This window comes from Halomarina salina (assembly GCF_023074835.1).
Lineage (GTDB): Archaea > Halobacteriota > Halobacteria > Halobacteriales > Haloarculaceae > Halomarina > Halomarina salina.
Map to the genome: position 1 here is coordinate 2,157,784 of NZ_JALLGW010000001.1, position 20,004 is coordinate 2,177,787.

A 20,004-nucleotide genomic window follows, 5' to 3' on the forward strand; every position below is an offset into this window, starting at 1 on the left:
GGGCCGCGCTTAAATCCCGCCGGTTCCGGTATCGTTCGCCCCCTCGGCCGGCGACGGGAATCGTCCGTGTCGGCGTGTGGCTCACCGACTCGCTACGCGGTCGGTCATCCGGTCGGCGAGCTGGTCGGAGACGCCCGCGAGTCGCGACGCACCGAACGTCGCCACGACGAGACCGCCCAACGTGTTGTAGAACAGGTCGAAGACGGTGTCGTCCAGGCCGTACTGGGTGAGCACGTCGCCGGTGCCGAGGAGCTGTGCGGAGACTCCGATGTAGAACTCGACGAGTTCCCAGACGACGCCGAACGCCATCACGAACAGCAGGATGGTGACGAACATGAACCGGGGCGGGAGTCTGACGGCCGCGGAGTACTGCTGGAGCGCCAGCAGCGTCGCGAACGCGGCCCCCGCGACCAGCGACGAGGACATCGCGTGGGTCAGGTGGTCCCACCACCACGTGCCGGAGTAGAGCGAGACGTCGAGGCCGGGTATCGGGAGGGTCCCGAGCGCGTGGAGGAACATCGCCGTCGTTATCCAGAGGACGAGGCCGACGTTCAGCGTCACCGCGAACCGTCGGGAGAGCAGGTTCGGCAGGAACGTGACGAGCAGTCCGACGCCCGCGTTGACCGCGACCCCGCCGTTGCCCGCGAGGATGCCAGCGGCGAACACGACGCCGATGGCGACCTGGAGGGCGCGAACCAGCGCGCGCTCTCGGCCCGGCGTCAGCCGCCGGTTCGAGGCGACTGACTCCTGGGACTGTGTGTCCTGGACGCGGGTTCGTTCGCCAGCGCTCATGCCGTGACCCCCTCCACTCCGGTCGCCTCGCGTGCCGCGCGAAGCTTCCGCCGGAAGTACCAGCGGAAGACGCCACCGGCGAGGACTCCGCCGAGGAGTGCCGCGGTGAACACGACCATCAACTGGTCGTTGGTCTCGAGGAACGACGTTCCGAGGTACCGTGCGGAGGCGGCCGACCCGAGCGCCCAGAACCCCGCCGTGGCGAGCGTCGTGAGCACCACGAACACGACGGCGACGTCGGGCGTCATCCGGAGGTCGGTCGTCAGCTGCAACGCGGCGACGGCGAGCAACGCGAGCGTGGCGATGCCGACGCCGTTCGCGACGTCGTCGAGGAACGACGGTCCGTACGCGCCCGCCCCGACGGGAATCGCGGCGACGAACAGCAACAGCCACGGGACCGTCCGTCTCCACGACCGGTAGACGACCGGCGGCACGAGCGAAACGGCCGCCGCGGCGACCGCGAGCGCCGTGTCGACGAGCAACCCCTCGAGGAGGTAGCCGACCGCGCCGAGGACGAGCATCAGTGTGAAGAACCACGCGACGACGGCGTTCACTCGACGGTCCCTGACGAACCACGCTTCCGGTAACTGCTGTTGACTCATGACTGCCTCTCCGGAGCGCGACCTCCCGCGAGTTCCGACCGCAGCGCTCTGCGCGCTCCGAACGGTGAAGATTCGGTACCGACCGTCAATAACCTGTCGTCAGAGTGACTCGAACCCCGACTGGTCGGGGTTCGGGGTCGTCAGTCGTCGACGTCCGCGTACAGCAGCACCCTGGCGCACTCCGGACAGACGTACGGCCGAATCAGGTGTTTCTCCTTCATGCCGAGACTGCCGAGCAGGCCCTCGCGGTTCTCGTCGGAGATGGCGCGGACCTTGTGTCCGCCGTCGGTCTGGAGTGCCATCGCTTCGAGCGTCACGCCACAGTCGGGGCAGCGTCGGTTGCTCGGTTCGGTGTCCATGGCAGCCCGTATCGAGCGAGTCGCCTTCAGCGTGCTGGATACGTCACTTCGTCGCGGGCGGCCGTCGCCACCTACGCTTTTGGCGTCGGCCGACCACCCACGGGTATGCGAGCCGTACGCTATCACGAGACGGGTGGGCCGGACGTGCTGCAGGTAGACGACGTCGAACCGCCGGAGCCCGGTCACGGCGAGGTGGTCGTCGACGTCCACGCCGCTGGCGTCAACCCGGTCGACACGTACTTCAGGACCGGCGAGTACCCGGTTCCCGAGTTCCCGTGGGTTCCGGGGTCGGACCTCGCGGGCGTCGTCGGCGCGGTCGGTCCCGACGTCGACGAGTTCGCGGTCGGCGACCGGGTGTTCGGGACGGGTCTCGGTCGGACCGTGTCGGGCACCCACGCCGAGCAGGTCACCGCGCCGGTCGACCTGCTCGCGCGACTCCCCGACGACGCGTCGTTCCTCGAAGGCGCGGCCGTCGCCCTCGTCGGCGTGACGGCGTGGCAGGCGCTGGTGGGCTACGCGGACCTCGAACCCGCCGAGACCTGCCTCGTCCACGGCGGCAGCGGCGGCGTCGGCCACGTCGCGGTGCAGCTCGCCGAGGCGACCGGTGCGACGGTGGTGACCACCGCGAGCGAGCAGTACCACGACCACCTGCGCGACCTCGGGGCGGACGTGGTGCTCGACTACCGCCGCGACGACCTGGAGACCGCCATCGTCGACGCGGGACGGCCGGACGTCGTCCTCGACACGTTCATGAACGAGTACTTCCCGCTCGACGCTCGCGTCGCCGCTCCCGGCGGGCGCATCGTCGGCATCGGGAACACGGCCGACGAGGCGCGCGTGCCGCTCGGCCCGGCGAAGTCGAAGGACCTGCGCTATCAGGTGATGTCGATGTTCAACGTCGAGGAGTACGGGCCGGTTCTCGACCGCCTGGGCCGACTCGTCGTCAAGGGCGAGGTGGTGCCCGAGGTCGCGCGGACCTTCCCGCTGGAGGAGACGGCCGACGCTCACCGGACGGTGCTGGAGGAGTCGTTCCTCGGCAAGGTCGTCGTCGAGCCCTGACCGAGTCCGACTGGACGTTCAGTCGCAAATTGACGGACAGTTTACTCCACTGGCCGTCGTAATCCTGTTCGTACCCCGATAGTTGTGTGATTCCGAGGCGACAACTATCAGTGTGTTTATTGTCGGGGGGAGAGTCGGCTCAGCGCACACATGGTAGAACGTGAGACGTGGGCGACGCGTGTGGGGTTCATCCTCGCGGCCATCGGGAGCGCCGTCGGACTGGGGAACATCTGGCGGTTCCCGTTCCAGACGGCGACCAACGGTGGGTCGGCGTTTCTGGTGGTGTACCTCGTCGCGGTGCTGGTCATCGGCATCCCGGCGCTGCTCGGCGAGTTCGTCATCGGTCGGCGCGCGAACATCAACGCCATCGAGGCGTTCAACAAGCTCGGTCGTCCGCAGTGGGCGTTCATCGGCGCTATCGGCGTCATCGGGAGCTTCTGGACGCTCTCGTACTACAGCGTCGTCGGCGGCTGGGTCATCCGCTTCGTCTACGGGTTCGGGTCGGGCGTCGTCCTGGAGCAGCCACAGACGTACTTCACCGAGGTCGCCGCGACGGGGCCGGACGCGGTCGCACTCCACGCCGTGTTCATGCTCATCACGGTCGGAATCGTCGCGCTCGGAATCGAGGACGGCATCGAACTGGCGACGAAGTTCATGGTCCCCAGCATCGTCGTGCTCCTGGTCGCCCTCGCGGTGTACGCGGCCACCCTCTCCGGGGCGGGCGCGGGCTACGAGTTCTACCTCACGCCCGACTTCGGGACCGTCGCCGACAACGCGGCGAGCGTCGTCCCGGCCGCGGCAGGACAGGCGCTGTTCAGCCTCTCCGTCGGGTTCAGCGTGATGATAACGTACGCCTCCTACCTCGGGAAGGACGACAGCCTCGCCGCCGACGGCCTCACAATCGCCGTGTCGAACACGTTCGTCGGCGTGCTGGCCGGTCTCGTCGTCATCCCGCTGCTGTTCGCCGCGAACATCGAGATCGGCGGTGAACTCGTCGGGAGCGAAGGCGGGGCTGGGGCGGTGTTCGTCGGTGTGACGTCGGCGCTCACGAACCTCCCCGGCGGTGCTGCGCGGGTCGTCGGCGTCATCTTCTTCGGCACCGTCCTCATCGCGGCGCTCTCCTCCTCGATCAGCCTGCTGGAGGCGGTCGTCTCCTACCTCGTGGACAACTACTCGCTGTCGCGCGCGCCGACCGCGGCCGGTCTCGGGTCGGTCGTCTTCCTGCTCGGCGTCCCGTCGGCGTTGAGTCTGGAGTGGCTCGACTGGTTCGACGGCATCGGCGTCACCCTGTTCCTCCCGCTGGCCGTGCTGTTCGTCGTCCTGTTCGTCGGCTGGGTGCTCGGACAGGAAGCCGTCGACGAACTCAGGCAGGGCACCAGCGGCGGGGCGACGCTCTCGATGGTCTGGCTCTGGAGCCTCCGGACCGTCGTCCTGCTGGCCATCCTCGTCGTCGTCGGCCTGAACTTCTACGACCTGTTCCTGACGCCCGACTCCGGCTACTACATCGTCCCGCCGGGGTTCTGACCACCAGCAACCGGTCACCCTGTCCCCGTTCCTCGCGGTCTGTCGTCGTTCGTCACGACCGGCCCTGCCGGGGCCGAGCGACCTAAATTCACGACCGACCTAACCCGGCCGAGATGAATCCCGCTAGCTCCCGGTATCGCGCGTCAGGAGACGACCCGCCGCCGACACGGCCGACGTCGTACCGCCCCGGCGTCTGCAACATCGGACGGACCGAGCAGCGCAGACGGTACCGGTACGCGAGCGTCGGTCTGGTCGCTACCGCCGTCTACCTCGCGGCGGTGGTGACTGCCAGCGCTCCCACGGCGCTCGTCCTCGGGGCGTTCCCGCCGCTGGCACTCGCCGTCGAGTTCTTCGTGCAGGCGCGGACGCGGTTCTGCGTGAAGTTCGCCCTCCTCGGCCGGTACGACTTCTCCGCCTCGGGTGGCGAAGCCGGACCGGTCACCGACGCGGCCTCGAGGCGGGCCGACGCCACCTTCGCGCTCCGAATCACCGTCGTCTCCCTCGTCACCGCGGCCGTCACGACGGGACTGCTGTACGCCGTCGTCCGCTTCGTCTGACCCCGGCCTCCGCTCGTCGCGATGCACGTCGAGCAGGGCGACGGGACACTTCGAAACGGTCGACAGTCAGCGTTCGTCTAGCGTCGTTTCGGCCTGGTATGCCAAGATAAAAAGTCAAGACCAGCTAGCCACCAGTTGACGGTGGACACGCTCGCCCCGTTCTCGCGACACGGGGACTGGAACCGAAGGTGGAAGCGTTCCGACATGCTCCGGGCGAGCGGGTCCGGCCACGCGACGACGCACCTGGCCTCTGACAGCCTCGAAACCCGTCGCGTGGCCCTCCTCTCTATCAGACGGCTCGTGACGCACTGCGTGGCTTCGAGTCCCGTGACTCGCCCGCACAGCACGTTCCGTACGACACGTCTGGTGCAGCACGACCTGCGTAGAAGCCCTTGTGCGCTGCGCTTCAGTGAGGGTACACGGACACGCTCCGTTCTCGGGGGCCGTCGCACTCGACGAGCAACACCGACTGCCACGTCCCGAGGTCCGTCGTCCCCTCGCGGACGGGAACCGTCACGTCGCGCCCGAGGAGCATCGAGCGCAGGTGTGCGTCGGCGTTCCCGTCGAGTTCGTCGTGCGCCCAGTCCTTCTCGGGAGCGAGCGCCTCCACGAACCGCTCGACGTCGCGGACGAGTCGCGGTTCGAACTCGTTGAGCGTCACGCCCGCCGTCGTGTGGCGGACGAACACCGTCGCGAGGCCGTCGTAGCCCGTCGGGAGTGCCTCGTCGACGCGGTCGGTCACGTCCCGTACGTCGATGCGGTCGCCGGTCTGGACGGTGAACTCGGTGTGGGCGGGGCTCATAGGGGCACGTTCGCACGCGCGGGAGAAATCGTCGTCGCCGGCGGGGCGTCGTTCCCCGCCCGCTCGGTGTCGCTCGCGTCTCCGACCTACCGGACGCGGTAGGTCTCCCCGCCGGGGAGGAACCGACCCAGGTCGACCTCGCGGCGGAAGTCCGTCGACTGGAGCGCCCGGAGCGCCTGCACGAGTCGCTGGTGGTCGCTCTCCTCCCACTCGCTCGGGTCGCGGATGGGGTAGACGAGGAAGCCGCTGCCGCGTAGCTCCGTCCCGTGGAGCGCGGCCATGTCGTACTCCACCTTCTCGGCCCGTGCGGTGTACTCCGCGACGACGTGGCGGGTCGCTCGCTCGCCGACCGGCAGGAGGACGTGGGCGGCGATGGCGCGCAGTTCGGCGTCGAAGTAGCGCTCCATCTCGTCGTACTCGCGGTCGGTCGGCGTCCCGTCGACGACGCACATGTGCAGGTACGAGAGGAACGTCCGGGGGACCTGCGGGCGCAGTCCCGGGTCGTCCAGCAGACCGCCCTCGGCCAGCGCACGCTGGAGTCGGAGTCCCGACTCGTTCGTGAACGGCACCCCGACGCCGTCGAGGTCGGTCGCGTCCGCGTCGACCCCGTGCTCCGCGGCGACGCCGCCGTCCGCGGTCGGTGCCCCGCCGTGGACGCCCGGGTGGTCGCCGACGACGTGGAACACGGCGTTGGCGTCACCGTACCCGGGGACGTACTGGTCGCAGGGCGGGCGCATGCCGAACGGGTTGTTCGTCCGGTCGGTGACGTTCTCCACGGAGGACCGAGGTCGCCACGGGCAAAAGGCGATACGGTTCGAACGGGACGCGTTCGGCGTGGTCGGGCACAGGCGTTCGAGGCGGTCGGTCGAGGGTGGTCGCGGGTCGGCTCTGGTCGCCCCGATTCCTCGACCGACACCGTCGCCTCTGCAGTCGTTACACCGTCCGGTCCCGGGCGACGATGAAAGCCGAGACTCTTTGCCATCGCTGTACGACAGTCCAGTATGGCTGTAGTCGTGGTCGGGCGCGTCCCCGTCGAGGAGTTCGCACTCGAGCAGACGCTCTCGACGGTCCCGAACGTGGATTTCAGCGGTGGACGTATCGTTCAGTCCTCCGAGGACGAGGTGGTACCCATCATCTGGGCGCGGGGCAACGAGCGTGACACCATCCACGAGGCGCTCACCGACGACCCGACGACCGAAGAGGCGACCATCCTCGCGGACCTCGACGACGAGTGGCTCTACCGGATGCGCTGGATCGACCGGGTCACCCTCGTCGTCCAGATGCTCCTCGACTCGCAGGCGACGCTCCTCGACGCCGAGGCGGCCGCGGAGAAGTCGACGTGGTCGCTGCGCGTCCTCTACCCCACCCGAGACGCCCTCTCGAAGACGTACGACTTCTGCGACGAGAACGACGTGACGTTCGACATCAGGAAGGTCCACGAACTGGACACCGAACCGGCCGGCCAGTACGGCATCACGGAGAACCAGTACGCCGCGCTCCGCGCGGCCTGCGAGGGCGGCTACTTCAAGATTCCACGCGAGACGAACCTCGACGTGGTCGGCGAGGAACTGGGTCTCTCCCACCAGGCCGTCTCCGAGCGCATCCGTCGCGGGACGGACCAGCTCATCAGCGAGACGCTCCTCATCGGGAACTCGCGGGACCGCTGAGCGGTCCCCGGCCGCGTCCGTTCTCTCCTCCCCTCACGACACGCCGTACCGACGCGTCAGGACCCGCCGGCGTTCTCGCGAGTGGAGCGGTCGCCGTCCTCGTTCCGCCCGCGGCCCCTGTCGTCGTCTGTCGCGGCCGCCTCGCGCCGGTCGCGTTCGAGCGTGTCCGGCTCGGGCTCGTCGCCAGCGACCGTTCGTGGGTCGTCGGCGTCGACGGCGCTCACGGCGTAGTAGGCGGCGTCGTCCGGGACGAAGACGGTGAGCGACACGTCGCGCTTCTCGCCCGCGTCGAGGTCGTAGGCGCGGCTCTCTACCGTCCGCGAGACGGTGCCGTCGTCGTCGTGGAACGCCGTCAGCACCGTCGCGGCGCGCGACTCGCCCTGGTTGACGAGGACGCCCTCCACGTCGACCGTCTCGCCTCGCTGCCGTTCGAGGTCGACGGCCGTCCCGTTGCGGGCGAGTCGAGGGTCGGCGATGTCGACCGTGTCGCTCGCGCTCTGCCGGGAGGTGCGGTACTGGCGGATGCGGTTCTCGACCGCTTCGGCGTACATGTCGGCGTCGCCGGAGAGGCGTTCGCGTAGCGCGAGGACGTCGTCCTCGACGTCGCTCACGACGGAGTCGCTCGCCTCGTCGTGCTCCGCGAGCCGGTCGAGGTCCGCGCGGATGGCGTCGACGTCGTCGCTCACGTCGGCGTCCGCCTCGCGTTCGATGTCGTCGAGCGCGTCGCGCACGTCGAGAAGCGGTGGCAACTGCCCCTCGTCCTCGCTGGCGTTGGACATGGACCACGCTACTCGCGTGCGTCGGTTAGGCGTTTACCTTACCTCCCGTCGTGTACCGACCGTACCCCTTGATGTGGTACGGTACCGCACCTCTCGGTCGTGGTGCCGGCCGACCGGGTGAACTCCTCGTGCGCTCCCGGTACCCTTTTGCTCCGAGTGAGAGAACCCCCGACAATCAATGACGATGGAGGAGCGCATCGAGGAGTTGCGCGAGCGGAAACAGCGTGCCGAACTCGGCGGCGGCGAAGACCGCATCGAGTCCCAGCACGACAAGGGCAAGATGACCGCTCGCGAGCGTATCGACTACTTCCTCGACGACGGTACCTTCGAGGAGATGGACCAACTGCGGACCCACCGCGCGAAGAAGTTCGGGCTGGAGGACCGCCAGATACCGGGTGACGGCATCGTCACGGGGTACGGCGAGGTGGACGGCCGGACCGTCTTCGTGTTCGCTCACGACTTCACCGTCTTCGGCGGGTCGCTCGGCGAGGTGTTCGCCGAGAAGCAGTGCAAGGTGATGGACAAGGCGATGGAGGTGGGCGCACCCCTCGTCGGGCTGAACGACTCGGCGGGCGCGCGCATCCAGGAGGGCGTCGCCGCCCTCGGCGGCTACGCCGACGTCTTCCACCGCAACCAGCAGGCCAGCGGCGTCGTCCCGCAGATATCGTCGGTCATGGGTCCCTGCGCGGGCGGGTCGGTGTACTCCCCCGCCATCACGGACTTCATCTTCATGGTGCAGGACACCAGCCACATGTTCATCACCGGTCCGGACGTCATCGAGACGGTCACCGGTGAGGAGGTCGGCTTCGACGAACTCGGCGGCGCGCAGACCCACACCGCGAAGTCCGGCGTGGCACACTTCTCGGAGGCGAACGAGGAGGAGGCGCTCGACGACATCCGCCACCTCCTGTCGTACCTGCCGTCGAACAACGTCGAGGACCCGCCGCGCGTCGACCCGTGGGACGACCCCGACCGGGCCGACGAGCACCTGAACGAGATCGTCCCCGACAGCCCGCAGAAACCGTACGACATGCACGAGGTCATCGACGGCGTCCTCGACGAGGGCTCCTTCTTCGGGGTCCAGGAGGAGTACGCCCGGAACATGGTCGTCGGCTTCGCCCGACTCGACGGGCACTCCGTCGGCGTCGTCGGCAACCAGCCACGGGCGAACGCCGGGACGCTGGACATCGACGCGTCGCTGAAGGGCGCGCGGTTCGTCCGGTTCTGCGACGCGTTCAATATCCCCATCGTGACGTTCGTCGACGTGCCCGGCTTCATGCCCGGCACCGACCAGGAACACGGCGGCATCATCAAACACGGCGCGAAACTACTGTACGCCTTCTCGGAGGCGACCGTCCCGCTCATGACCGTCATCACCCGGAAAGCCTACGGCGGCGCCTACTGCGTGATGGCCTCGAAGCACATCGGCGCGGACGTCAACTACGCCTGGCCCACCGCCGAAATCGCCGTCGTCGGACCGCAGGGCGCGGTGAACATCCTCTACCGCGGCGAGTTGAACGAGGCAGACGACCCCGACGAGCGCCGACAGGAACTCATCGACGAGTACCGCGAGGAGTTCGCCAACCCCTACACCGCCGCCGACCGCGGCTACGTGGACGACGTCGTCGAACCGCCGAAGACGCGCCAGCGCCTCATCCGGGACCTGGAGATGCTGCGGAGCAAGCGCGTCGACGCCCCCTCGCGCAAACACGGCAACATCCCGCTGTGAGGTACCGATGACAGACCACCTCACCGGACTCGACGACGCCGCGGACGACGAGGCGGCCGCCATCGTCGCCGCCGTGCGCGCACATCTCCGAGCGCAGGCCGCCGCCCGCGCCGCCGACGAGGAGACAGAGGAGACGTGGGACGGCGAGCGATGGGCGTTCGCCGGCCGACTCGACGGAACGGGGATGCGCGGCGTGCGCCGTCGCGTCCCGCTCGACGCGCCTCGCGACGCGTGGGCCGCGTCGGGTCGCTCGGACCGCTTCTGACCGCTCCGCGTCGTCGTCCGACGCGACCGCGGTCGTCCGCGGTTCGTTGCTTACCGGCCCGTCGACCGAATCAGAGCGGCGTCACCGGGTCGCCGCGGCCGACCGCTCCCGACTCGACGACGCGCGCCCGGATGCCGCCGCGGTGGACCAGCGCCTCGCGGACGCCCCGTTTCTCCAACAACCCCTCCAGGTACGAGCACGGTTCGCAGCGTTCGACGCCCTCGAAAACGGCGCTCCCGACGCGGAACCGGTCGCCGACGAGGTGGTCGAGCGCGACCCCTTCGACGGTGAGGTTCCGACGGTGCTCGCCCGGTTCGAGGACGACGCCGTACTCCTCCGCGACGGCGTCGAGACTCTCCCGTTCGACGAGCGTGACGTCTCGTGGCGTCTCGCTCGCCGACGCGGAGAACGTTCCCTCGTCGGCGAAGTACCGGTCACCTCTGAGCCCCCGACCTGCCACAGCCTCGACCCGGTCGCGCGACTCGACGGGCGCGCCCGACTCGGGTGCGACGTGGATGGCGACGACGGTCCGCGTCTCGGCGACGCCCGCCTCGGGCGCGTCCCCGTCGTCCGCGTTCACTCCGTCCATTACGTAGCCTTCGAGGAGCAGGAGATAATCCTTCGGAAGCCGACACGCCCACCGGCCGTCCCAGGCGACCTCAGACGACCGCCCAGTCGTCGACGATGAGGCCGTCGACCCCTGCCTGCCGGAGTCGCCGGGCGGTTCGCGCGCGCTTGACCGTCCAGACGTTGACCGCGAACCCCTCCTCCTGCGCGTCGAGGATGCGCTCCGGTTCGTCGGTCGCGAGGCCGACCGACGGGTGGAGCGCCGCGCAGTCGTACCGACGGCCGATGGCGAGGCCGTGTCGCCAGTCGCGCCCGAGCCGTCGCAGTTCCTGGTGGAACAGGTACGCCAGCGGGAGGTCGGAGACGTCGTACAGTTCCCGGAGCACGTCGGCCTCGAACGACGAGACCAGCACGTCGTTCGGCACGTCGTCGAGGACGGCGAGGAGGTCCGTCGCCATCCCGGCGTGTTTCAGTTCGACGTTGACCGCCACGTCGTCGGGGACGTCCGCGAGGAGGGCGGCGAGGAGCGGGACGGGTTCGCCGCTGTCGAGGACGCGGAGTGCCCGGAGCGTGCGGTAGGGGGTCTCCGAGACCCGGCCGCCAGACCCCGTGAGTCGCCGCAGGCGGTCGTCGTGGACGACGACGAGTTCGCCCGACCCGCAGCGTCGCACGTCGACCTCGACGGCGTCGACGTGCGGGGCGGCGCGCCGGACCGCGAGGCGGGTGTTCTCGGGGCCTCGGTCGGCACATCCCCGGTGCCCGATGACCTGCATGGGCCGTTCGACGCGGGGGGCGGACAAATAGCTCCGTCTACCGTGGGTTCCGACAGGTGACCTGCACGCTCATCGAAGGGCACGATAGACCGATAGAAACAGGTAGCCGTTGGGAATAGTGGGCGCCAAGAATGTTCGACAAGGTACTCGTCGCGAACCGAGGGGAGATCGCGGTGCGCGTGATGCGCGCCTGCGAGGAACTCGACGTCGGGACGGTCGCTATCTACTCCAAGGCGGACAAGAACGCCGGGCACGTTCGCTACGCGGACGAAGCGTACAACGTCGGTCCTGCGCGCGCGGCCGACTCCTACCTGGACCAGGAGGCCATCGTCGAAGCGGCACAGCAGGCTGGCGCGGACGCCATCCACCCCGGCTACGGTTTCCTCGCGGAGAACGCCGACTTCGCCGCGCGCGTCGAAGAAGCGGAGGGCATCACGTGGGTCGGGCCGACGAGCGACTCGATGGAGCAGATGGGCGAGAAGACCAACGCCCGGAAGGTCATGCAGGCCGCGGACGTCCCCATCGTCCCCGGGACGACCGACCCCGCCGAGTCCGCGCAGGAGGTCAAGGACTTCGGGAACGAGCACGGTTACCCGGTCGCGATCAAGGCGGAGGGCGGTGGCGGTGGCCGCGGGATGAAGGTCGTCTGGGACGAGAGCGAGGCCGAGGAGCAGTTCGAGACGGCCAAGCGCGAGGGCGAGGCGTACTTCGACAACGACTCGGTCTACCTCGAACGCTACCTCGACCACCCGCGGCACATCGAGGTGCAGGTCATCGCCGACCACCACGGCAACGCCCGGCACCTCGGCGAACGCGACTGCTCGCTCCAGCGCCGCCACCAGAAGGTAATCGAGGAGGGGCCATCGCCCGCCCTCGACGAGGACCTGGCCGAGGAGATCCGCGAGTCCGCCCGCCGCGGCGTCGCGGAGGCGGACTACCGCAACGCCGGGACCGTCGAGTTCCTCGTCAGCGACGGCGAGTTCTACTTCCTGGAGGTCAACACCCGCATCCAGGTCGAGCACACCGTCACCGAGGAGATTACGGGCATCGACATCGTGAAGTGGCAACTGCGCGTCGCCGCCGGCGAGGAACTCGGCTTCTCGCAGGACGAGGTGGAGATAGAGGGCCACGCGATGGAGTTCCGCATCAACGCCGAGAACGCGGCGAACGACTTCGCGCCCGCGACCGGGAAGCTCTCGACGTACGACCCGCCCGGCGGCATCGGCGTCCGCATGGACGACGCGCTCCGGACCGGCGACACCATCGGCGGGGACTACGACTCGATGATAGCGAAGCTCGTCGTCTACGCGAGCGACCGCGAGGAGTGCATCGCGCGCTCGAAGCGCGCGCTCGCCGAGTACGACATCGAGGGCGTCACGACCATCATCCCGTTCCACCGGCTGATGCTCACCGACGAGAAGTTCGTCGGCGGGACGCACACCACCGACTACCTCGACGAGGAACTGGACACCTCGCGCATCGACGAGGCCCAGGAGAAGTGGGGGAAGGAGACGGACGCGAGCGAAGAGGACGAGCAGGTCGTCGAGCGCGAGTTCACCGTCGAGGTCAACGGCAAGCGCTTCGAGGTGTCGCTCGAAGAGCGCGGCGAACTCGCCGTCGCTGCCGGCGGCGACTCCGGCGGCGGGAGCCGTCCGCAGAAGCGCTCGGGTGGCTCCGGTGGCGGTGGTGGTGGCTCCTCGGGCGACTCCGACGCCACCAGCGCCGCCGGCGACACGGTCACCGCAGAGATGCAGGGCACCATCCTCTCGGTCGGCGTCGCGGAGGGCGACGAGGTCGAGGCGGGCGACGTGCTCTGCGTCCTCGAAGCGATGAAGATGGAGAACGACATCGTCGCCGAGCGCGGCGGCACCGTCACCGAGGTCGCCATCGGCGAGGGCGAGTCGGTGAACATGGGCGACGTGCTGGTCGTCATCGACTGAACGCAGTCTCCCGCTCGTTCGTTCGCTACACGCTCTCGCTCGCGGTACAGTACGACGATTCGCTCACCGCTCAGCATCGCTCGCAGCGCAGCGCCGAACGACCCCACCGACTGCGGGGCTCCCCGACCGTGGACGCTAAACCGCTTCGGCTCCTGTCACGAAACAATGAGCACCGACGGCCAGACGGTCGACGAGAACGACCTGCGCGAACGAATCTCGACGTTCCTGATGCGCAACTTCCCGCAGATCAAGGGTCACGGCGGGAGCCACGAGATCCTCGACCTCGACGCCGAGGAGGGGTCGGTCACCATCGCGCTCGGCGGAGCGTGTGAGGGCTGTGGCGTCTCGCCGATGACCATCCAGGCGCTGGAGACGCGACTCCCCCGCGAGATACCGGAGATTCGAACGGTGCGCGCGGAGACGGGCGACTCGTTCGCGGAGGGCGGCCGCGGCTTCGACCCCGACGACGTGCCCTTCTGACCGTCGAATCGACGGAACGCTTTTCTCTCGGCTTTCCCGACTGTTCGGTATGCGAACATGGGCCGCACTGCTCGTCGTCGCGCTGGTCGTCCTGGCCGGCTGTGGGAGCAGTTCGGCGGTGGACTCGGGCGACGGCGTCGCCGACATCACGCCGGCGTCGGTACCCACCGACCACCCGATGGACGACCGACCGCCGGGCGTCGGGCGGAGCGGGCTCAGCGACCCCATCGCGCTGGCCGACGCCCACGCCGAGTCGCTCGTCAAGCGGAACTTCACGGTACGGACCCGCTCGGTGATTCGGGACTCGAACGGGACGGCCCTGCGGGAGGTGACCCGCGTCGCTCGGTACGACCCGCCGGTCACCACCGAGACGTGGTCGTACGGGGAGACGACGTCGTCGCTCGGCCCCTCCTCCGGAAAAACGGTCGAACGGTGGGCGAACGGTTCGACGGGCGTCGTTCGACTCGTCGGGGAGCAGTCGGTCCGATACAGCGCGTCTTCGACAGTCGGGGCACCGACGCTCCGGGACGAACTGTACGGAACCCTGCCGGCGCTGCGAGACGGGCAGACGACGCTGGACGGGTCGGCGTATCGCGTCGAGACGACCGAGCCGCCGATGCTGTACGGTCCGTACACCGGCGTCCTCTCCGCCGTCGAGTCGTGGAACCAGACACTCGTCGTGGAGCCGGACGGCCGGATTCGGTGGCTCCACATCGAGTTCGCCGGCGAGGCGTCGACGCCGTCGGGGACGGTCCCCGTCACCGGGAGCTACGACGTGCAGTTCAGTGGCATCGGGAGCACGTCGGTCGAACGCCCGGACTGGGTGTCGGTCGCCCTGGAAGCGACCGACCAGTAGCGGACGAACAGCCTCATACTCCCTCCAGCGCAAGCGAGCGCATGAACGAGACGCGCCTGCGGGTGCTCTCCGCGCTCGCCGACGGCCCGGTGTCGGGGCCGGCGCTCGCCGACGAACTCGACGTCTCACGCGCCGCCGTGTGGAAGCACGTCGAGGCGCTCCGTGAGGCCGGCTTCGAGGTGGTGAGCGACGACGGCGGCTACGCGCTCGGTGCGATGCCACCCCTCCACGAACTCGCCATCGCCCTCCACCTGGATGCGCCGTTCGCCGTCGAGTCCCACGACAGCATCGACTCGACGAACCGCCGCGGCCGCGAACTCGCCGAGTCCGGCGCGTCGGACGTGGCCGTCGTCGCGGACGAACAGACCGGCGGTCGCGGCCGACTCGACCGCGCCTGGTCGTCGCCCTCGGGCGGGGTCTACCTGAGCCTCGTCGTCCGGCCGGACGTGCCGATGCGCGACGCGCCCCTGTTCACCCTCGCGGCCGCGGTAGCGGCGGCCCGTGCCGCCCGCGAGCAGGGTGTCGACGCACGCATCAAGTGGCCGAACGACGTGGTGGTTCCCCGCGACGGGACCAGCTACGACAAGCTCTCGGGCATCCTCACGGAGATGCAGGGCGAGGCCGACCGCATCGGGTGGCTCGTCGTCGGCGTCGGGACGAACGCCGAGGCGACCGCGGACGAGTTACCCGAGGGGGCGACCAGCGTCCGCGCAGAGACTGGCGGGGTGGACCGACGTGCGTTCGCCCAGCGCCTCCTGGCCGAGTTCGACGCGCTCCGGTCGGACCTCGATTCGGTCGTCCCCGCGTGGCGAGACCTGGCGCTCACGCTCGGCCAGCGGGTGCGCGTGGAGACGACCGACGGCGACGTCGTCGGCGAGGCCGTCGACGTGGACCGACCGGGGACGCTCGTCGTCCGGCGCGACGACGGCGAGGCGGTCCGGGTGAGCGCGGGCGACTGCGAACACCTCCGACCGGTCGAGTGAGCGGCCGAGTCCCGTCTACGGCAGTACGACCTGCTCGACGTCGCTCGTCCCCGCTCGCCTGACGACCGCTCGGACCACGTCCTGCGCTCCCGCGAGGTTGTCGGAGTCGCCGTCGAGGACCAGCAGTCGGGCCTCTCGTCCCGGTTCGACGACGCCGCAGTTCAGGCCCGCCGCGTCCGCTCCGGCGTGAGTCGCCATCCCCAGCACCTCGCTCGCGGAGCAGTCGTACAGTTTCGCCGCGAACTCCATCTCGCGGAACATCGAGGGGGCGTTGAGGAACACGTTGTCCGTCCCGAGCGCGACGGTGGTGTGCTCGCGCAGTTCTTCGACTGGCGGCAGACCGACGTCCGTGACGAGGTTCGAACGCGGGCAGACCGCGACCGGTATCCCCTCGTCCTCGACGCGTCGCAGGTGCTCGTCGTCGGCGTGGACCATGTGGACGAGCAGGTCCGGGTCGAGTTCGAGTGCGGGGTCGATGTCGCTCGCGTCCACCTCGCCCGCGTGGATGGCGAACGGCTTGCCGGCGTCCCGTGCTGCGGCCCGCTCCTCGGTGAAGTCGGTGTCGTTCGCACCGCTCGCGCCGTAGCCGTCGGCGACGTCGAGGACGCTCGCGTCACCCCGACCGTACACCGTCGGGTCGATGGCGAGGCCGTCGAGCGCTCGACGGAGCTGGTCGACGCCCTCAACGCCGCCCTCGCGGAACTCGAGGAACGCGCCCGTCCCCGAGCGCTCCATGTACCGGAGCGACCGGACCATCCCGGCGACGAGTTCGGGGTCGTCTGCCGCCCGGAGCAGGCGGTGCTTCAGGCCGTCGGGCGGCGCGACGAGTTCCTCCAGCGAGAGGCCGCCGCCGGCCTCCTTGGCGATGGAGTCGCCGATGTGGGTGTGGGCGTTGACGAACGCCGGGAGGACGACGGCGTCGGAGTCGACGCGCTCCTCCTCGACGGCGACGACGTCGCCGTCTTCGACGACGACCCGTCCCTCGACGGGGTCGAACTCCCGGCCCCGGAGTATCGTCCCCGCTATCGTCGTCTCGCCGTCGGTCGTCTCGCGGTCGGTCCTCACCGCGTCGGGGTCGCCGGTCGGTGTCGTCCCGTCCGAAGCCCGGTCGTCCTCACTCATCGCGCGCCTCCTCGAACTCGTCGAGCGTGGCGGTCCGCGAGCCACGGATGTCGCTGACCAGTGCGTCCAGGTCGAGGCCGAGGACGGACTCGGCGGCGTGGCCGACCTGTTCGGTCACGTCCCGGGGAGCGTAGACGCCCAGTCGCCACTGGTCCTTCTGGACGCGCATGACCGCCTTGACGAGCGTCGACTGGTCGCGCAGGCGGCGTACCTGCCCGTTGACGACGACGCGACTGGTCGACTCGGGGATGTCGGGGCGCGACGGGACGTCGAGGACGACCTGTTCGGCGTCGACGCCGGCCTCCGCGGCCACCTCCCGTTCGTACTCGCGGATGGTGTCGTGGTCGGCGTCGATGAGTTCGTCGTCCACGACGTCGTACTCGGCCCAGACCGCCCGTTTGTAGAGGTCGCGGGTGTCGAGACGGCGGGCGTACTCGGCGGTCTCACCGCACTGTCGCAACGCGACCCTGAGGTCGTCGTCGTCCATCCGCCGGAGCTCCCAGGCGTCGGTCGCGTCGGCTCGCAGGAGGCCCTCTGCGGCCCGCCGGAGCATCGCCTTCGAGATGCGGGCGACGTGGTGGCTGTAGACGGTCGGGTTCATCAGCGCCCGCGCGAGCAGGAGCGACTCGCCGGTCTGGACGTTCCCCTCGCCCAGCACGAGTTCACCCTCCGTGAAGTCGAGTTCGCGGACGAGACGACCGGTGTCGATGGTGCCGTAGGGGACGCCGGTGTGGTGGGCGTCGCGCACGAGGTAGTCCATCCGGTCGACGTCCAGTTCCCCCGAGACGAGCTGGCCGTACTTCCCGTCGCCGCGGACGAGGTCCGCGACGGCCGAGGGCGAGAGGCCATGGTCCCGGAGCACGTCGGCCACCTCGCCCTCCGTGAGCAGGTCGTCTATCTCGTCGTGGTAGCGACCGGTCTGCCGGTAGACGAGGTCCTCCAGATTGTGGGAGTACGGACCGTGGCCGGTGTCGTGGAGGAGCGCCGCGGCGCGGATGCGGGCGGCGTTCGTCCCCTCGATACCGAGGTTCGACAGCGCCCGGTCGGCGAGGTGGTAGACGCCGAGGGAGTGCTCGAAGCGCGTGTGGTTCGCCGACGGGTAGACGTACGAGACGGTCCCCAGCTGGCGGATGCGCCTGAGGCGCTGGACGATGGGGGTGTCGAGGAGCGCCTCGGCCACACCGTCGACCTCGATGTGGTCGTGGACGCTGTCCTTGATGGAAATCATGGCGGCGCTTGGGTCGCGTTCGCTTAAAAACCGTCGCCCGCTACCGCCCGTGTTCGGGTGTGAGCGGGGGTTCTCTCCGACTGGTCAGGGCGGCGTGGCCGTACCGTGTTGCTGGTCGAACGTCTCACCGAGTTTCGAGAGGGTCCCGAGCGCCTGCTGTTCCTCCCGAAGGGTCTCCTCGAGGAGGTCGGCGACGTCGTCCATCCCGAGGTCGGACGCGAGGGGGACGAGGTTGCCGTACACCGCTATCTCGTAGTGTTCGGCCTTCTGGGCGGTGGTGACGTTGTAGCGGTCGAGCGCCATCTGGTCGGGCGACGAGGCCAGGAACGCCTCGTGGTCCGCCAGCAGCCCGCTGACGGCGCGGTCCTCTCGCTCCTCGACGGAGATGCCGAGCGTGTTGAACAGCTCCTCGAGACGGAGTATGTGGACCCTCGTCTCCTCGCGGTGCGCCGAGAACGTCTCGGCGAGCCGCTCGTCGCTGGAAGAATCCGCGAGTCGTTCGAGCGCGTCGTAGAACTGGTGTTCCGCGTAGAAGGTCTCGCGGATGGCGTCGGCGAACATGTCTTCGGTCGTGGTTGGGCACATCGTCGTTCTCCGCCGGTACGAGCGCTACCGACTGGCGTAAGCTCGCTCCTTGTAAGGGACGGGCGGGTCGCCGGGACTGTCCGCCCGATGCGACGGTCCGCTCGACGCTCGGTGGTGGGAGCGGTCGAGAGCGGCGTCTCAGTTCGACGCGTCGTCGATTCCCAGCACCGACCGCGCCGCGCGCGAGACGTCGTCGACGTGTTCGTCGGGCGTGTAGACGCCGAGTCGCCAGCGAGCGCGTTCGCCCGCGCGAAGTGCGCCGACCAGTTCCGAGGCGTGTTCCAGTCGCTGGACGCTGCCACCGACGACGACGCGGGCGTTCGCCTCGCGCATCGAAGGCAGGGAGGGGACGTCGAGCAACACCTCGTCGTCGGGGACGCCCGCCCGGGCGGCGATGTCCGTCTCGGCCTCCCGGATGGCCTCGCGTGGGAACTGCGCGACGGCCGCGGGAATCGTCTCCTGGCCGACCCACAGCGCACGCTTGAACAGGTCGCGCTCCTCGATGCGCCGACCGAGGTCCGGAGCGTGGCTCCGGAGTCCGACCAGCAGGTCGTGGTCGGCGAACCGGCGGAAGTGCTCGATGGAGACGCCGCCGTCGACGATGCGTTCGGCCCCCCGTTCGAGCATCGTCCCCGCGATGCGCGAGACGTGGTGTCGGTAGACGATGCCGTTCATGAGCGAGCGAGCGAGCAGCATCGACTCGGCGGTCTGGACGTTCCCCGCCGCCAGCACCAGTTCGCCGTCGCGGACCCGCAACTGTCGGACGAGGCGGCCGGTGTCGATGGTGCCGTAGGGGACGCCGGTGTGGTGGGCGTCGCGCACGAGGTAGTCCATCCGGTCGACGTCCAGTTCCCCCGAGACGAGCTGGCCGAGTTCCCCGTGGCCCGCGACGAGGTCCGCCACCCGCTCCGGCGAGCAGTCGTGGTCGCGCAGGACTTCGGCGGCTTCGGTCCCGCCGAGCAGGTCGTGAATCTCGTCGTGGTGTTCTCCCGCGTGGCGCATGATGACGCCCTCGGTCTGGTGGCCGTACGGACCGTGGCCGATGTCGTGGAGGAGCGCCGCGGCGCGGACGTGGGCTGCCCGCTCGCCGGTGACGCCCAGCGAGTCGAGGGCCTGCCGGGCGAGGTGGTAGACGCCGAGGGAGTGTTCGAAGCGCGTGTGGTTCGCCGACGGGTAGACGAGTCTGACCGTCGAGAGCTGTTTGATGTGTCGGAGTCGCTGGACGATGGGTGTGTCGACCAGCGCCTCGGCGACCGGGTCGAGCGCGATGTGGTCGTGGACGGCGTCCTTGACCGTGTTCATGTCCCCTCGCTGGTGATGGGGGGAGAAAGGTGC

The 20,004-nt window shown here is 69.3% G+C and carries 22 protein-coding genes; 10 read left to right on the forward strand and 12 right to left on the reverse strand.

Annotation, left to right across the window (positions count from 1 at the left end; genetic code table 11):
- Window positions 1-81: 81 nt before the first annotated feature.
- From MX571_RS10985 to MX571_RS10995, 3 genes are all read right to left on the reverse strand, one after another.
- Window positions 82-792 (reverse strand): DUF2238 domain-containing protein, encoded by a 711-nt coding sequence (locus MX571_RS10985; protein WP_247416583.1) that lies wholly within the window; start codon window positions 790-792, stop codon window positions 82-84.
- Window positions 789-1,394 carry a hypothetical protein gene (locus MX571_RS10990; protein ID WP_247416585.1) on the reverse strand — a complete coding sequence of 202 codons (606 nt, stop codon included), beginning with the start codon at window positions 1,392-1,394 and terminating at the stop codon, window positions 789-791. Before MX571_RS10990 ends, MX571_RS10985 begins: the two co-directional genes overlap by 4 nt.
- A gap of 140 nt (window positions 1,395-1,534) precedes the next feature.
- On the reverse strand, window positions 1,535-1,753 hold the full coding sequence (locus tag MX571_RS10995; protein WP_247416587.1) for a hypothetical protein: 219 nt from the start codon (window positions 1,751-1,753) through the stop codon (window positions 1,535-1,537).
- A 105-nt stretch (window positions 1,754-1,858) separates the two neighbouring features.
- Between MX571_RS10995 and MX571_RS11000 the strand changes: the two genes are divergently transcribed.
- The 3 genes from MX571_RS11000 to MX571_RS11010 all read left to right on the forward strand — a co-directional run bounded on the left by MX571_RS11000 (window position 1,859) and on the right by MX571_RS11010 (window position 4,893).
- A complete protein-coding gene (locus MX571_RS11000; protein ID WP_247416590.1) occupies window positions 1,859-2,812 on the forward strand; it encodes an NADPH:quinone reductase in 954 nt (317 codons plus the stop codon).
- 150 nt (window positions 2,813-2,962) lie between these two features.
- On the forward strand, window positions 2,963-4,336 hold the full coding sequence (locus MX571_RS11005; RefSeq protein ID WP_247416592.1) for a sodium-dependent transporter: 1,374 nt from the start codon (window positions 2,963-2,965) through the stop codon (window positions 4,334-4,336).
- A 113-nt stretch (window positions 4,337-4,449) separates the two neighbouring features.
- Window positions 4,450-4,893, forward strand: coding sequence for a hypothetical protein (locus MX571_RS11010; RefSeq protein WP_247416594.1), 444 nt, complete (start codon window positions 4,450-4,452; stop codon window positions 4,891-4,893).
- A gap of 406 nt (window positions 4,894-5,299) precedes the next feature.
- Here the strand turns inward: MX571_RS11010 and MX571_RS11015 are convergent, their stop codons facing one another.
- Window positions 5,300-5,695, reverse strand: coding sequence for a secondary thiamine-phosphate synthase enzyme YjbQ (locus MX571_RS11015; RefSeq protein WP_247416596.1), 396 nt, complete (start codon window positions 5,693-5,695; stop codon window positions 5,300-5,302).
- Window positions 5,696-5,781: 86 nt separating this feature from the next.
- Window positions 5,782-6,471: a uracil-DNA glycosylase family protein gene (locus tag MX571_RS11020; protein ID WP_247416599.1), complete on the reverse strand. Its 690-nt coding sequence runs from the start codon at window positions 6,469-6,471 to the stop codon at window positions 5,782-5,784.
- 225 nt (window positions 6,472-6,696) lie between these two features.
- Between MX571_RS11020 and MX571_RS11025 the strand changes: the two genes are divergently transcribed.
- Window positions 6,697-7,362 carry a helix-turn-helix domain-containing protein gene (locus tag MX571_RS11025; RefSeq protein WP_247416601.1) on the forward strand — a complete coding sequence of 222 codons (666 nt, stop codon included), beginning with the start codon at window positions 6,697-6,699 and terminating at the stop codon, window positions 7,360-7,362.
- Window positions 7,363-7,418: 56 nt separating this feature from the next.
- Here the strand turns inward: MX571_RS11025 and MX571_RS11030 are convergent, their stop codons facing one another.
- Complete coding sequence (locus tag MX571_RS11030) at window positions 7,419-8,141, reverse strand: hypothetical protein (RefSeq protein ID WP_247416603.1); 723 nt, start codon at window positions 8,139-8,141, stop codon at window positions 7,419-7,421.
- 184 nt (window positions 8,142-8,325) lie between these two features.
- Here MX571_RS11030 and MX571_RS11035 point away from each other — a divergent pair, with 184 nt between their 5' ends.
- Together MX571_RS11035 and MX571_RS11040 are read left to right on the forward strand one after the other, a co-directional pair.
- Window positions 8,326-9,870 carry an acyl-CoA carboxylase subunit beta gene (locus tag MX571_RS11035; protein ID WP_368409047.1) on the forward strand — a complete coding sequence of 515 codons (1,545 nt, stop codon included), beginning with the start codon at window positions 8,326-8,328 and terminating at the stop codon, window positions 9,868-9,870.
- Window positions 9,871-9,877: 7 nt separating this feature from the next.
- The gene (locus MX571_RS11040; RefSeq protein ID WP_247416607.1) at window positions 9,878-10,135 is read left to right on the forward strand and encodes a DUF8022 family protein; all 258 of its coding nucleotides are present in this window, start codon (window positions 9,878-9,880) and stop codon (window positions 10,133-10,135) included.
- A gap of 70 nt (window positions 10,136-10,205) precedes the next feature.
- On the opposite strand, the gene MX571_RS11045 is transcribed toward MX571_RS11040, so the two are convergent.
- A complete protein-coding gene (locus MX571_RS11045; RefSeq protein ID WP_247416609.1) occupies window positions 10,206-10,724 on the reverse strand; it encodes an MOSC domain-containing protein in 519 nt (172 codons plus the stop codon).
- A 70-nt stretch (window positions 10,725-10,794) separates the two neighbouring features.
- Window positions 10,795-11,475 (reverse strand): glycerophosphodiester phosphodiesterase, encoded by a 681-nt coding sequence (locus MX571_RS11050; protein ID WP_247416612.1) that lies wholly within the window; start codon window positions 11,473-11,475, stop codon window positions 10,795-10,797.
- 131 nt (window positions 11,476-11,606) lie between these two features.
- On the opposite strand from MX571_RS11050, the gene MX571_RS11055 reads away from it, so the two are divergent.
- The 4 genes from MX571_RS11055 to MX571_RS11070 all read left to right on the forward strand — a co-directional run bounded on the left by MX571_RS11055 (window position 11,607) and on the right by MX571_RS11070 (window position 15,734).
- Window positions 11,607-13,415, forward strand: a complete 1,809-nt coding sequence (locus tag MX571_RS11055) for an acetyl-CoA carboxylase biotin carboxylase subunit (RefSeq protein WP_247416613.1) — start codon at window positions 11,607-11,609, stop codon at window positions 13,413-13,415.
- Window positions 13,416-13,580: 165 nt separating this feature from the next.
- Window positions 13,581-13,895: a NifU family protein gene (locus MX571_RS11060; RefSeq protein ID WP_247416615.1), complete on the forward strand. Its 315-nt coding sequence runs from the start codon at window positions 13,581-13,583 to the stop codon at window positions 13,893-13,895.
- 49 nt (window positions 13,896-13,944) lie between these two features.
- Complete coding sequence (locus tag MX571_RS11065; RefSeq protein ID WP_247416617.1) at window positions 13,945-14,751, forward strand: DUF7537 family lipoprotein; 807 nt, start codon at window positions 13,945-13,947, stop codon at window positions 14,749-14,751.
- A gap of 41 nt (window positions 14,752-14,792) precedes the next feature.
- The gene (locus MX571_RS11070; protein WP_247416619.1) at window positions 14,793-15,734 is read left to right on the forward strand and encodes a biotin--[acetyl-CoA-carboxylase] ligase; all 942 of its coding nucleotides are present in this window, start codon (window positions 14,793-14,795) and stop codon (window positions 15,732-15,734) included.
- 15 nt (window positions 15,735-15,749) lie between these two features.
- On the opposite strand, the gene MX571_RS11075 is transcribed toward MX571_RS11070, so the two are convergent.
- The 4 genes from MX571_RS11075 to MX571_RS11090 form a co-directional block, all read right to left on the reverse strand.
- Window positions 15,750-16,856, reverse strand: coding sequence for an amidohydrolase family protein (locus MX571_RS11075; protein WP_247416622.1), 1,107 nt, complete (start codon window positions 16,854-16,856; stop codon window positions 15,750-15,752).
- Window positions 16,849-18,084: an HD domain-containing protein gene (locus MX571_RS11080; RefSeq protein ID WP_247416626.1), complete on the reverse strand. Its 1,236-nt coding sequence runs from the start codon at window positions 18,082-18,084 to the stop codon at window positions 16,849-16,851. Before MX571_RS11080 ends, MX571_RS11075 begins: the two co-directional genes overlap by 8 nt.
- A gap of 84 nt (window positions 18,085-18,168) precedes the next feature.
- Window positions 18,169-18,669, reverse strand: coding sequence for a DUF892 family protein (locus MX571_RS11085; RefSeq protein ID WP_247416628.1), 501 nt, complete (start codon window positions 18,667-18,669; stop codon window positions 18,169-18,171).
- Window positions 18,670-18,807: 138 nt separating this feature from the next.
- Complete coding sequence (locus tag MX571_RS11090; RefSeq protein WP_247416631.1) at window positions 18,808-19,971, reverse strand: HD domain-containing protein; 1,164 nt, start codon at window positions 19,969-19,971, stop codon at window positions 18,808-18,810.
- Window positions 19,972-20,004 lie beyond the last annotated feature (33 nt).